The organism is Sphingosinicella xenopeptidilytica (genome assembly GCF_042676985.1).
Classification (GTDB): Bacteria; Pseudomonadota; Alphaproteobacteria; order Sphingomonadales; family Sphingomonadaceae; genus Sphingosinicella; species Sphingosinicella xenopeptidilytica.
The window spans coordinates 343,178-355,500 of the sequence record NZ_JBHTIK010000002.1 but is presented as its reverse complement, the minus strand read 5'-3'; the positions used below and the strand labels follow the sequence as shown (position 1 = coordinate 355,500).

Annotated in this window: 11 protein-coding genes; 3 read left to right on the top strand and 8 right to left on the bottom strand. The window is 66.8% G+C overall.

Going from position 1 to position 12,323, the window contains the following annotated elements; all coding sequences use genetic code 11:
• The 7 genes from ACFQ00_RS04575 to ACFQ00_RS04545 form a co-directional block, all read right to left on the bottom strand.
• Complete coding sequence (locus tag ACFQ00_RS04575) at window positions 1-1,368, bottom strand: UDP-N-acetylmuramoyl-tripeptide--D-alanyl-D-alanine ligase (RefSeq protein WP_381486861.1); 1,368 nt, start codon at window positions 1,366-1,368, stop codon at window positions 1-3.
• Window positions 1,365-2,780, bottom strand: coding sequence for a UDP-N-acetylmuramoyl-L-alanyl-D-glutamate--2,6-diaminopimelate ligase (locus ACFQ00_RS04570; protein ID WP_381486858.1), 1,416 nt, complete (start codon window positions 2,778-2,780; stop codon window positions 1,365-1,367). The genes ACFQ00_RS04575 and ACFQ00_RS04570 overlap by 4 nt, the downstream gene beginning before the upstream one ends.
• A 3-nt stretch (window positions 2,781-2,783) precedes the next feature.
• Window positions 2,784-4,397, bottom strand: a complete 1,614-nt coding sequence (locus ACFQ00_RS04565; RefSeq protein ID WP_381487846.1) for a peptidoglycan D,D-transpeptidase FtsI family protein — start codon at window positions 4,395-4,397, stop codon at window positions 2,784-2,786.
• 80 nt (window positions 4,398-4,477) lie between these two features.
• Window positions 4,478-4,993, bottom strand: a complete 516-nt coding sequence (locus ACFQ00_RS04560; RefSeq protein ID WP_381486855.1) for a hypothetical protein — start codon at window positions 4,991-4,993, stop codon at window positions 4,478-4,480.
• Window positions 4,990-5,934: a 16S rRNA (cytosine(1402)-N(4))-methyltransferase RsmH gene (gene rsmH / locus ACFQ00_RS04555; protein ID WP_381486852.1), complete on the bottom strand. Its 945-nt coding sequence runs from the start codon at window positions 5,932-5,934 to the stop codon at window positions 4,990-4,992. Before rsmH ends, ACFQ00_RS04560 begins: the two co-directional genes overlap by 4 nt.
• The gene (locus tag ACFQ00_RS04550) at window positions 5,931-6,404 is read right to left on the bottom strand and encodes a division/cell wall cluster transcriptional repressor MraZ (protein ID WP_381486848.1); all 474 of its coding nucleotides are present in this window, start codon (window positions 6,402-6,404) and stop codon (window positions 5,931-5,933) included. The genes rsmH and ACFQ00_RS04550 overlap by 4 nt, the downstream gene beginning before the upstream one ends.
• A gap of 285 nt (window positions 6,405-6,689) precedes the next feature.
• Window positions 6,690-6,953 (bottom strand): hypothetical protein, encoded by a 264-nt coding sequence (locus ACFQ00_RS04545; RefSeq protein ID WP_381486845.1) that lies wholly within the window; start codon window positions 6,951-6,953, stop codon window positions 6,690-6,692.
• A gap of 196 nt (window positions 6,954-7,149) precedes the next feature.
• Between ACFQ00_RS04545 and ACFQ00_RS04540 the strand changes: the two genes are divergently transcribed.
• The gene (locus ACFQ00_RS04540; RefSeq protein ID WP_381486842.1) at window positions 7,150-8,433 is read left to right on the top strand and encodes an acyl-CoA dehydrogenase family protein; all 1,284 of its coding nucleotides are present in this window, start codon (window positions 7,150-7,152) and stop codon (window positions 8,431-8,433) included.
• Entirely contained in the window at window positions 8,433-9,944 is a 1,512-nt protein-coding gene (locus ACFQ00_RS04535; protein ID WP_381486839.1) for an acetyl-CoA acetyltransferase, read from the top strand. The genes ACFQ00_RS04540 and ACFQ00_RS04535 overlap by 1 nt, the downstream gene beginning before the upstream one ends.
• Before the next feature lie 74 nt (window positions 9,945-10,018).
• On the opposite strand, the gene ACFQ00_RS04530 is transcribed toward ACFQ00_RS04535, so the two are convergent.
• Window positions 10,019-10,852 carry a THxN family PEP-CTERM protein gene (locus ACFQ00_RS04530; RefSeq protein ID WP_381486836.1) on the bottom strand — a complete coding sequence of 278 codons (834 nt, stop codon included), beginning with the start codon at window positions 10,850-10,852 and terminating at the stop codon, window positions 10,019-10,021.
• Window positions 10,853-11,155: 303 nt separating this feature from the next.
• On the opposite strand from ACFQ00_RS04530, the gene ACFQ00_RS04525 reads away from it, so the two are divergent.
• Complete coding sequence (locus ACFQ00_RS04525; protein ID WP_381486833.1) at window positions 11,156-12,316, top strand: 6-phosphofructokinase; 1,161 nt, start codon at window positions 11,156-11,158, stop codon at window positions 12,314-12,316.
• Window positions 12,317-12,323: the final 7 nt, after the last annotated feature.

Sequence of the window (12,323 nt, the reverse complement as noted above, 5' to 3'; positions counted from 1 at the left end):
TCAGTTGATCCCCCGCAGCGCGCCAGCAACCCGCCCGAGCCCGACACTGTTCGATGCCTTGAGCAGGATGGCGTCGCCGGCTGCGATGATGTCCGAAAGCGCCGCGCGGGCACCAGCGGCGTCGCTTACGCGAACCACCGCGATTCCGCGAGGGAGCGCACCCTCCAGCGGAAGCGTTTCGTCGCCCACGAGCACCGCCACATCGACTTTCGCCGCGCTCACGTGCGGCGCGAGATCGGCGTGCAGCCGTTCGCTCGCATCGCCGAGTTCGCGCATCGGCCCCAGCACGGCGATGCGGCGCGCCGCCTTCGCAGCACCGAGCACCGCGAGCGAGGCCGCCATCGATGCGGGATTGGCGTTGTAGCTCTCGTCGATCAGCAGCGCCTCGCCGTCCTTCGCGGGGATCCGGTACTGCGCGCCGCGCCCTTCGAGGCCCTGCATCTGCGAAAGCCCGAGCGCTGCCGCCGCGAGATCGACGCCCGCCGCGTGCGCCGCCGCGAGCACGGCAAGGCTGTTCGCAATCCAGTGCGCGCCGGGCAGCGGGATGCGGTACGCAACGCGGTTTCCATCGACATCCGCAATCACGGTCGATCCGCCCGCGTCGCTCGCCGACTGGACTGCGCGGACATCCGCGCCCTCACCGCTGCCGAAGCTCAGGACACGCGCCGCGTGCCGTTCCGCCTTCGCGCGCAGGCGGGCGTAGTGCGGGCTGTCGAACGGCAGCACGGCAACGCCGCCCGGCTCAAGCCCTTCGAAGATCTCGCCCTTGGCGTCCGCAATCGCCTCCTCGTTCTCGAAGAACGCGAGGTGCGCGGAGGTGACCCACGTCACCACGGCGACGTGCGGGCGCACGAGCCGCGTCAGCACCGCGAGTTCGCCCGTGTGGTTCATGCCCATTTCGAACACCGCGAGCCGCGTGTCCCGCGGCATCCGGGCGAGGCTGAGCGGAACGCCGGTGTGGTTGTTGTAGCTCTTCACCGACCAGTGCGTGTGCTCGGGCTCGATTTCCTGGAACGCGTGGCGGAGAGCCTCCTTCACGCTCGTCTTGCCGACGCTGCCGGTCACGCCCACGATCGTCGCGCCCACCCGTTCGCGCCCCGCGCGGCCCAGCGCCTGCAGACCCTCGAAGCTGTCGGCGACACGCACGTGCGGATACGCGCAATCCTCGCTGACGATAAAGCCCGCCGCGCCTTTCTCATGCGCGCCTTCAACGAAATGATGCCCGTCGGTCGCCTCGCCCTTCATCGCGATGAACAGTTCGCCGCCGATGATTTCGCGCGAATCGAACGTCACGCCCTCGGCAACGAAGTCGCCGCTCCGGGTTCCGCCGGTGGCGCCCGCGATTTCGGCCGCCGTCCACAAGCTCATGCGGCGCACTCGCGCGCGACCGCCACATCATCGAACGGCAGGATGCGATCTCCCACGATCTGCCCCTGCTCGTGCCCCTTGCCCGCGATGAGCACGATGTCGCCCGCGCCCGCCGCCGCGATCGCCGCCGCGATGGCGCTGCGCCGGTCGCCGATCTCGGTCGCGCCCGGCGCCGCCGCCATGATCTCGGCACGGATCGTCGCCGGGTCTTCGGAGCGCGGATTGTCGTCGGTCACGTAAACGACATCGGCGAGCTGTGTCGCGACCTTGCCCATCTCGGGCCGCTTGCCCTTGTCGCGGTCGCCGCCCGCGCCGAACACGATATGCAACCGATCCTTCGCGTGCGGGCGCAGCGCCTCGATCGCCGCGCGGATCGCGTCCGGCGTGTGCGCATAATCCACGTAGATCGGCGCGCCCGCGCGCGTCAGCGCCGCACGCTCCAGTCGCCCGCGCACGGGCACGAGCCGCGAGAGGTGCCCGAGCGTCGTCGCAGTGTCGCCGCCCGTCGCGATCACCAGCCCCGCGGCGACGAGCGCATTCGCCGCCTGATACGCACCGATCAGCGGCAGCTCGACCTTCTTCTCGACACCGCCCGCCGCGATCATCAGCGTCTGGCCAAGCTGGTTCGGCGTCCGCGAGACGAGCCGCAGCGCCTCGCCCTTCGTTCCGACGGTCAGCACCTTCAACCCGCGCGCCTGCGCCGTCGCGATCACCTGATCGGAGACCGTATCGTCGGCCCAGATCACCGCCGTGCCGTCGCCGTCCGTCACCTCGGTGAACAGACGCAGCTTGGCCTCGAGATAGGCCTCCATCGTCTCATGATAATCGAGATGATCGCGGCTGAGATTGGTGAACGCACCGGCGCGCACCGGCAGCCCCTCGGTGCGGTATTGCGCAAGCCCATGGCTCGACGCCTCGAAGCTCGCGTGCGTCACGCCCTCGCGCGCCAGCCCCGCCATGTTCGACAGGAACGTCACCACATCGGGCGTCGTGAGGCCGGTCGAGATCTGCTCGTCAGCCGTGGTCACGCCAAGCGTACCGATCGACGCGGACACATGCCCAGCCATGCGCCAAAGCTGACGCGTCAGTTCCGCCGTCGAGGTCTTGCCGTTGGTGCCCGTCACCGCGACCGTCGTCGCGGGGAACGGCGCAAAGAATTTCGCCGCCAGCGCGGCGAAGCGCCGGCGCGGTTCGGCGTCGGCAATATGCAGCGCGCCCTCGACCTTCGCCTCGGGCCGGGCAACCACCGCCACCGCACCGAACTTCACCGCCTCGGCAATGAAATCCTCGCCGTTGAAGCGCGTGCCGGGGAAGGCGCCGAAGATCGTGCCGGGCGCGACCTTCCGGTGATCGATCGCAAAGCCGGTGACGGTTGCTTCGTTGCCGCTGTTCACGAGATCCTTGAGGCGCATTCCCTATCCGGTCGGCTGCTTGCCCTGGACATAGGCCAGGTATGGGTTGAGATCGACATCGCGCACATCGCTCGGCGCGACACCGAGCACCGGCGCGATGCGGCTGATAACCTTTGAAACAACCGGTGCGGAATTCCAACCCGCGCCACGGAAGCCATAGGTTTCCTTGGTTCCCTTGGGCTCGTCGAGCATGGCGATCACAACATATTTCGGATCGTCCATCGGGAACGCCCCCGCGAACGTCGTCACCATCGCGTTGCGGTTGTAGCGGCCGCCATCGGGCTTTTCCGCCGTGCCGGTCTTCCCGCCCACGCGATACCCTTGTGCTTCGGCCTGCTTGCCAGTGCCATGCGTCACCACGAGACGCAGCATTGCCCGCATTGTCCGCGACGCTTCTTCGCTGAAGACACGGCGGCCCTTCCCGACCCCTCCGCCTTGAACCTTCAGAAGCGTGGCGGGCCTCCAGACGCCGCCGTTGACGAGTGCCGCATAGGCACTGGCAAGATGGAGAGGCGTGACCGCGATGCCGTGGCCATAGCTCACGGTCATCGTGGCGAGTTCGCCCCATTGAGCCGGATAGAGCGTGCGCCCACGCTCCTTGAGTTCGATCTCGGCGGGCGCCATGAAGCCGAGTTCCTTCAGGAATTCCTGCTGCCGCGCCGAGCCGATCTGCTGCGCGATCTGCGCCGTGCCGATGTTCGACGAGTACATGAAGATCTCGGGGATCGTCAGCCAGCGTGCCTTGGGATGGTCGTCGCGAATACGGAAGCGGCCCATCTGCAGCGGATGCGTCGCGTCATACTGCTGCGACATCGAGGTGATGACGCCGCTATCGAGCGCCATGCCCATGGTCAGCGCCTTGAAGGTCGATCCAAGCTCATAAACGCCGAGCGTCGCGCGATTGAAGATCGCATCGGGGCTGACGGCACCGGCCTTGTTCGGATTGAGTTCGGGCAGCGATGCGAGCGCAAGCACCTCGCCTGTGTGCACGTCCATCACGATGCCCGAAGCACCGATGGCGCTGTGCTTCGTCATCGCCGTCTGAAGCTCGCTCTCGACAGCGTGCTGCACGCGCGCGTCGATGGCGAGTTCGAGCGGCTTGTCGCGCATCTCGGGATCGGTGAGCCGGTCCTGATAGGCTCGCTCCATGCCCGCCTGCCCGACACCGTCGACATTGGTGTAGCCGATGACATGCGCAGCAAGGAACTGGTTGGGGTAGATGCGCTCCTGCTCGCGCTCCAGCACCAGCCCCGGCTCGCCGATCGCGTTGATCGCCTTCGCTTCCGCCGGAAGAATCCGTCGCTGGATGTAGCGGTATTTCCCGTGGTGGGTGAGTTCCTTGTAGATCGGCAGCGCGCTCGGGCGGCCGAGGATATTCGCAATCCTGCGTGCCAGCACCTCGGGATCGCCGACCACCGCGTGCGGGCGCACGGCGAGCGCGAAGGCATCGAACGTGGTGGCAAGGTCGGCGCCGTTGCGATCGACGATGTCGGCACGCGGCGGCGCGAACGCGATCTGCCGCGTCGCTGCAACCGCGCTCGACCCGGTAAGGGAAAGCTCGCCAAGGCGGAGCCCGATGATGCCCACCAGCGCGGTGAACAGCATGATGCCGATCATGAGCCGTTGCCGCGACCGCGCAAGCTGCGCCTGCCGTTTTCCGGCAAGCTGGATTCGAAGCTGGCGCTGTGCGGCCGGGCTCACCGCAGCGACACGCGCGTCAGCGACGCGCGCTCGTCGTCCGCAGCCGCGTCGATCTCGGCCACGAAGCCCGCGGAGAACAGGCCCGGTTCCGCGCGTTCACGCAGCACGGGAAGCTTGGCCCTTGGCGCCGGGTCCACAGACGCGACGCGCACCTCGCGCTCGGCAGGCGCCGGCAGTTCGACACTGGCAAGGCGCACATCCGCCGGCATCGCGTCCGGCTGGTGCGGACGCACGAGGCTGGCGAGCTGCACTTCGCTTTCCAGAATCTGCCCCGATTTCGGCGCGCCGAGCGCCAGCGCCGACGCGTTCCAGCGCTCGAGCTGCGGCAGGTTGGAGCGAACGCGGAGTTCCGCTTCCAGCGCGCGGATGTCGCGGCGATCAGTGGCGATCTGCCGTTCCAGCTTCGAGATGCCACTGCGTTCGGCGCCCACGCTGTAGCTGACGAGATAGAGGCCGAGGCCCGCGCCCAGCGTCACGAGGGCAAGACCGGCGGAGCCAAGCGAGCGGATCATGCGTCATCCTTCCATGCGGGGGCATCGGTGCGCGTGCCGATACGAAGTGTGGCCGAGCGGGCGCGCGGGTTCGCGGCGATTTCCGCTGCATCGGGACGGACGGCTTTCGCCGCCTCGAATGTCGGCGCGGACCCCCCGATCCGCGCCTCGGGCAGGTGGCGCGAGCCCTGCGGGTCACCCCCGCTGCGCGTGCGCAGGAAGCGCTTCACCGCCCTGTCCTCAAGACTGTGGAAACTCACCACGGCGAGCCGGCCGCCGGGACGCAGCAGCCGTTCAGCCGCGCGAAGGCCGGCATCGAGTTCGCCGAGTTCGTCGTTCACCGCGATGCGCAGCGCCTGAAAGGTGCGCGTCGCCGGATCCTTGGGCGCGCCCGGCCGGTGGCCAAGCGCCTTGCGGACGATCGCTGCGAGTTCACCGGTGCGCGCAATCGGCCGCGCGGCCACGATGTGGCTCGCAACGCGGCGGGAGCGCGGCTCCTCGCCGTAGCGGTAGAGGAGGTCGGCAAGCGCCGTTTCGTCCATGGTGTTCACGAGATCGGCGGCGCTCGGCCCCTCATTCGACATGCGCATGTCGAGCGGGCCGTCGGCCTGGAACGAAAAGCCGCGCGCCGCCTGATCGATCTGCATCGAGGAGACGCCGATATCGAGCATGATCGCGTCCACGGTCGAAACGCCGCGCGCCTCGAGCGCGCGGTCCATCAGCGAGAAGCGCTCGTGGATCAGCGTCAGCCGATCCGGATTCGCGCTCGCCAGTGCCTCACCGGCGGCAATGGCGGTGGGGTCGCGGTCGAACGCATAGACATGCCCGGCACCCGCTGCGAGCACCGCATTCGTGTAGCCGGCGGCACCGAACGTGCCGTCGACGACGCTTGCACCAGAGGTGGGGGAAATACCGGCGAGCACTGCTTCAAGGAGAACGGGGATATGAGGGGCCGCCGTCATATCGTCTCTCCGCGCTCTTTCAAGAGATTGCGGACATGAAAAATCGTGGCGGGGTCGGCACGGTCGGAGGCGAGCAGCGCTTTCGGGTCCCAGATCTCGAAATAGTCGGCGAACGCAAGGAAGCAGGCGAGCCGATCGATGCCGGCGGCCTCACGGGTGGCGGCGGGGAGCACGATCCGCCCGTTGGCATCATAGGGGAGCGGTTCGACGAAGCTGAATTCGCGCTGCAGGGCGACGGCGCGTTCCGTCTCCTGCTCGGGCGTGAAACGGCGCTCGATCTGCTGGTAGATGAAGTCGTTGTAATAGGCGTCGTAGGCGCGGATGTGGTTCGGCTCGAACCGCAGGGACAGGGTGACTTCCTTCACGGCGGAGCGCGCTTCGATGGTGGAACGGTAGCCGGCAGGGATCGACAGTCGCCCTTTGGCGTCGACTGCGTTGATCGCAAATCCCTTGAACAAATCCCGTTTCACGCGCGGCTTCCAATCAGCGGGTAACGCAATCCCCGGCCGCGAAACCCGAAAGGCTAACGCGTTAGGCCAGTACCGAGGGCTGAATCCCCGCTCCCCTGTGGAAAACGGAGTATCATGGGTATTTCATGGGTTTCAATGGGAATTTATGGGATTGGATGTTTTTCGCGTGGATTTTCCCTGAATCGCGTGGGTTTACGCAGGTGAAACAATAGCAGTCAGGCCCGCGCGCGGTTGCGTGCAGGCCTGTGGATAAGTCGGTGTGTGAAATGCGGCGGTGAGTCGCCGTCAGATTTCGGTCAAATCCTTGCTCTCGTCGATCACGAGAGGGTCGGTCAGCGGCTCCGGCGTATCGAGCGGGGGCGTTTGCAGCACCGAGGGCGGCTGCTCAGGTGCCGGCCCGGAATTCTTGTCGGCGCCCGGCGCCACGCCCAGCGTCGCGAGCGGATCTTCCTTCGCTTTCGGCTCGGGTTCAGCCGGCGGGCGCAGCAGGATCGCCGCCGCCATGACCAGCAAAAACACCAAAGCAAGGCCGGTGAGGCCCAGGCGCACTCGATTCATTGTATCCTTGTCTTCAGTTTGTCGGGCGACCCCTCCACGCGCGACTGCGAGCCTATAGGTAGTGCAGGCTGCCGCCCGTGTCGAGTGATCCCCATTTACGCACGCCTCGCCTATCATCCTTCGGAAGTGACAGCGGGCGCTTCGAGTTTATGGATAGGCGGGAAACGACAGACGAAGGAACGGCGCCATGAACTTCGAATATTCCCCGAAGACCCGCGAGATGATCGACCGCGTCCGCGCGTTCATGGACGAGCACATCTACCCCAACGAGCAGCGCTACGCCGACGAGGTCGCCTCGGGCGAACGCTGGAAGGTGCTGCCCGTGATCGAGGAGCTGAAGCCGAAGGCGCGCGCGGCGGGACTCTGGAACATGTTCATGCCGCCGAGCCACGGCGGCAAGCCGGTGAGCGAATTCGCCTTCGAGGGCACGACGCTCACCAACCTCGAATATGCGCCGCTTGCGGAGGAGATGGGCCGCGCCCTCTGGTCGTCGGAGGTGTTCAACTGCTCCGCGCCCGATACCGGCAACATGGAAGTGCTGATGCGCTACGGCACACAGGCGCAGCAGGAAAGATGGCTGCGGCCGCTGATGAACGGCGAAATCCGTTCCGCCTTCCTGATGACGGAGCCTGCCGTCGCCTCGTCCGACGCGACGAACATCGAAACGCGCATTCGCCGCGACGGCGACCACTATGTCGTCAGCGGCCGCAAATGGTGGTCCTCCGGCGTCGGCGATCCGCGCTGCAAGGTCGCGATCGTGATGGGCAAGACCGATCTCTCGGCGCCCAAGCACCTGCAGCAGTCGCAGATTCTCGTGCCGATGGACGCACCGGGCATCAAGGTCGAGCGGATGCTGAACGTGTTCGGCTACGACGACGCACCGCACGGCCACGCCGAGGTCTTTCTCGACGACGTGCGCGTGCCTGCGGACAGCATCCTGCTCGGCGAGGGACGCGGCTTCGAGATCGCGCAGGGCCGCCTCGGGCCGGGCCGCATCCACCACTGTATGCGCACGATCGGCGCTGCCGAGCGCGCACTGGAGCGCATGGCGCGGCGGCTCTTGACGCGCGAGGCCTTCGGCAAGCGCATCTCCGAGCACAGCGTCTGGGAACAGCGTGTCGCCGAAGCGCGCACGGATATCGAGATGACGCGCCTCCTCTGCCTCAAGGCCGCGGACATGATGGATCGCGTGGGCAACAAGGCAGCGCGGCTCGAGATCGCGATGATCAAGGTCGCAGCCCCGCGCATGGCGCTGAAGATCATCGACGATGCCATTCAGGCGCACGGCGGCGGCGGTGTCAGCCAGGACTTCGGCCTCGCGAGCTCTTACGCGGGCATCCGCACGCTGCGCCTCGCGGACGGGCCGGACGAGGTGCACAACCGCGCCATCGCCCTTCTCGAATACAAAAAATACGCGGGCAACAGCGCGGGCGGCGAGGCACCCAGCACCGAAGTACCGGGCATACGCTGATGTCCGCCGGGCCGCGCACGCCTGTCCTCGTCGGCGTCGGCCAGCACGTCGTCCGGGAAGACGATCCGGCCCGGGGGCTATCGCCGGCGGACCTGCTTGCGGAGGCGGCGCGCGGCGCGATCGCAAACAGCGGCGCGGATGCCGCCGGTGCGATCGACACGCTCGCCGCCGTCCGGCTGTTCGCCGATTCCGGCGGTGCCCTCCCGTCCCCTTTCGGCACCTGCCGCAACCTGCCCCATGCCGTTGCCCGGCGCATCGGCGCGCAGCCGCGCGAACTCATCTACGGGCCGCTCGGCGGCAACACGCCGCAGATGTTCGTGAACGGGCTCGCCGAGCGCATTGCGAAGGGGCAATCCGATGTCGCGCTGCTCGTCGGCGGCGAGGCATTGCGGACGCAGGCGCGCGCGGAAAAGGCCGGCCTCAAGCTCGACTGGAGCGAGGATGCACCGTCGGACCCGACGCCTTACGGCGAGGAACCCCGTTACGCGAACAGCCACGAGATCCGCCACGGCATCGCCCTGCCCACCAGCGTCTACCCGTTGTTCGAGAACGCGTTCGGCGGTGCGATGGGCTGGTCGCCGCTGCAGCACCGCGCCGAGATCGGCCACCTGATGGCGCCGTTCAGCGCGGTCGCCGCGGAAAACCCGTTCGCGCAGATCCGCAAGGCTTATGGAGCGGGGGCGCTCGTCGAGCCCGGCGAGGACAACCGTATCGTCGCCTATCCCTACACCAAGCACCTGTGCGCCAACATGTTCGTCGATCAGGCGGCGGCGGTGCTGATGATGTCGACCGAGGCTGCCGACCGGCTCGGCGTGCCCGCCGCGCGGCGTGTCTATCTGCACGGGTCGGCGGACACGCATGAGAAGCTTCTGGTGAGCGAGCGCGTCGACTACGCGACCTCCCCGGCCATCTACATCGGCGCGGCGCACGCGCTGGCGCAGGCGGGCATCACACCCGGTGAACTCAGCTACATCGATCTCTACAGCTGCTTCCCCGTGGCGGTGGAAATTGCCGCCGCAATGATCGGCCTGCCGACCGAGGACCCGGCCAGCCTGACGCTCACCGGCGGCCTCCCCTACTTCGGCGGCCCCGGCAATGCCTATTCGCTGCACGCGATCGCGGAAGTGGTGGAGCACTGCCGGGACGATGCCGGCGCATGGGGCTTCGTGTTCGCGAACGGCGGTTTCCTGACGAAACACAGCTTCGGCGTCTACTCGACAACGCCGGGCTACAACGGGCGCAGCGACCCCGCCTCGTATCAGGCCGCGATCGACGCCATGGCCTCACCCCCGTTCACGGAAACGCCCGCGGGCGAGGGACGGCTGGAGACGTTCACTGTCGTGCATCACAAGGGCGCCCCGAAGTTCGCGATCATCATCGGGCGCCTCGATAGCGGCGAGCGTTTTCTCGCGCAGATGCACACCGGGCTCGAACCGCTGATGGAAACATCGGTCATCGGCCACCGGCTGCGCGTTTCCCCCGGAGAGCCGAACATCGCCGCGCTGATCTGAACGGGCGGCACGTTTCCCAAAAAGGAAAGGCGCCGACGGTCTCCCGTCAGCGCCTTCCGGTTCGGGCTTGGAGTTCAGGCCTTGCGGCGGCGACGCGCCAGACCGAGACCCGCAAGACCAAGGCCGAAGAGCGCAAGCGCGGCCGGCTCCGGCACGTGGGTGATGTTGAACCCGAAGTTCACGACGTTTTCCTGCTCTTCGCGGGTCAGGAAGCCGACGCAGCCGGAAGCCTGGCCGACGGCCGCGCAGGCGTCGTCCGAAAGCGTGCCGATCGCACCGCCGAGGTCGAAGAACGAGAACTTGTAGGTTTCGCCGTCAAGTTCGAAATACTGCGTCAGGCTGCCCGCCGAAATCACGAAGATGTCGCGGCAGCCGGGGCCCTGCGAGCCTTCGCGCACACCGTCGGCGCAGTAATCGGGTCCGGGCATTTCCGGATTGTTGTTCGTCTCGAGGAAATCGATGACGAACGACAGCACGAACGGATCGACGGCACCGATCACCGGATCGACCGACGTGAGCGCGACATCGATCTTCATCGAAGACGTGTCGAGGCGCTGCCAGTTCTCACCCGAGCGATTGTTGATGACGTTGTTCGAGTGCGTCAGGCTGTTCGCGGCAGCATCGGCACCGTTCGTGAACACGGTGCCCAGCGCCGGCGTCGCGCCGATCGTCAGGGCACTGCGGCCACCGCCGGGCGAAATCGTGCCGGTCGGACGGCCCCACGAAATCTGGAGCGGACCCCAGATGAAGCCGCCGGGCGTTCCGAGATCCGGCGACGCAGACGTGAACGAAGCGGAGACATCATAGCTCCATTCGTTCACCACGACGGCCTGTGCGGAGGTTGCGAAAGCCGTGGCGGCGACGAGCGCGGCAGCCGGCAGAACCTTGGTGAGAAACGCTGACTTCACTCTACCTACTCCTGAAAGAACCAATCGGCGGCACCTCTGCAATCCCTGTGCCAGAACATAAAAAATCCAATCAAAGCATTGAAAAAGAACATTTTTCTAAAAGGAAGATGACCGAACCCGAGCCCTCCGATACCTGAATGTAAGAATTGCCAACGTTCCCAGCGCCCGCACCAAGGGAATTGGCGGCCTTCCTTGCCGAAAGGGTCCGCGCGCGGAACAAAATTAACCATTAAGTCATTAGAATTTCTGCGAATTTTTTTCGGCGCGTATCACGACGGACCGACAGTGTAAAAAATCACGACAGTGCCCGCCCCGCCCTCGACACCACCGACCACGAGCGGCATGGTCCCCACAAAGCAGGAGAAGATGATGCGCCTCGGCATTCTGACAGGCGGCGGAGACGTACCCGGCCTCAACCCCTGTATCCGTGCCGTCGCCCTGTCGGCAGACGACCGCGGGTGGGACGTCGTGGGCTTTCGGCGGGGGTGGCAGGGGCTGCTCGACATCGATCCCGACGATCCTGCCTCGATCGCGGCGAACACCGTCGCACTCGGCCGCGAACGCGTGCGCGGGCTCGATCGGCTTGGCGGCACCATCCTCCACACCTCGCGCTGCGATCCGCGCACCGCAAAGGGCGGCGACCGGACGCCGCATGTGATGCACGTGCTCGAACGCCTCGGGATCGACGTGATGATCACGCTCGGCGGCGACGGCACGCTGCGCTTTTCCGCACATCTCGACAGCCTCGGTGTTCCGGTCATCTCCATCCCCAAGACGATGGACAACGATGTGAACGGCACCGACTACTGCATCGGCTTCTCGACCGCCGTGACACGCTCGGTCGCGGCGATCAACGCGCTGCGCACGACAACGGAGAGCCACGAGCGGATCGCCGTCGTCGAGCTGTTCGGCCGCCGCTCCGGCGAAACCGCGCTCCTCGCCGGCTTCCTCGCGCAGGTGGACCGCACCGTGATCGCCGAGGTGCCCGCCGATCTCGACGCACTGCTGCCGCTGCTCGCGCGCGACAAGGCGACCAATCCGGCGAACTACGCAGTCCTGGTGGTCTCCGAGGGTGCAAGCCTCGTCGGCGGAGCCGCGGCGGACCTGTCCAGCTCCGCGACAGCGCGCGACGACGTTGGCGTCGGCCACCGCATCGCGCGCGCCATCGAGACGGCGGGCGGCGGCGGCACCGTGCTTCAGGAACTCGCCTACCTGATGCGCGCGGGCGAACCCGACGCGCTCGACCGCATGGTCGGCCTCGCCTTCGGCGCGCTCGCCGTACAGCTGATCGAACGGCGCGAGACCGGCCGGATGGTGACGCTGACCAGCGGCAACTATTGCCATGTTCCGGCGAACAGCGTGCTTCAGGGCGCGAAACATGTCGACGTCGACCGGCTTTACGACCGCGATCAGTACCGCGCACGGCTGAAGAGCGTCGAAGGTATGCCGATGTTCCTCTATTGAGGGTCGA

Coding starts and splice junctions, on each gene's coding strand:
- ACFQ00_RS04575 (WP_381486861.1), bottom strand. CDS start 1,368: ATGAGCTTGTGGACGGCGGCCGAAATCGCGGGCGCCACCGGCGGAACC.
- ACFQ00_RS04570 (WP_381486858.1), bottom strand. CDS start 2,780: ATGCGCCTCAAGGATCTCGTGAACAGCGGCAACGAAGCAACCGTCACC.
- ACFQ00_RS04565 (WP_381487846.1), bottom strand. CDS start 4,397: ATGATCGGCATCATGCTGTTCACCGCGCTGGTGGGCATCATCGGGCTC.
- ACFQ00_RS04560 (WP_381486855.1), bottom strand. CDS start 4,993: ATGATCCGCTCGCTTGGCTCCGCCGGTCTTGCCCTCGTGACGCTGGGC.
- rsmH (WP_381486852.1), bottom strand. CDS start 5,934: ATGACGGCGGCCCCTCATATCCCCGTTCTCCTTGAAGCAGTGCTCGCC.
- ACFQ00_RS04540 (WP_381486842.1), top strand. CDS start 7,150: ATGAACTTCGAATATTCCCCGAAGACCCGCGAGATGATCGACCGCGTC.
- ACFQ00_RS04535 (WP_381486839.1), top strand. CDS start 8,433: ATGTCCGCCGGGCCGCGCACGCCTGTCCTCGTCGGCGTCGGCCAGCAC.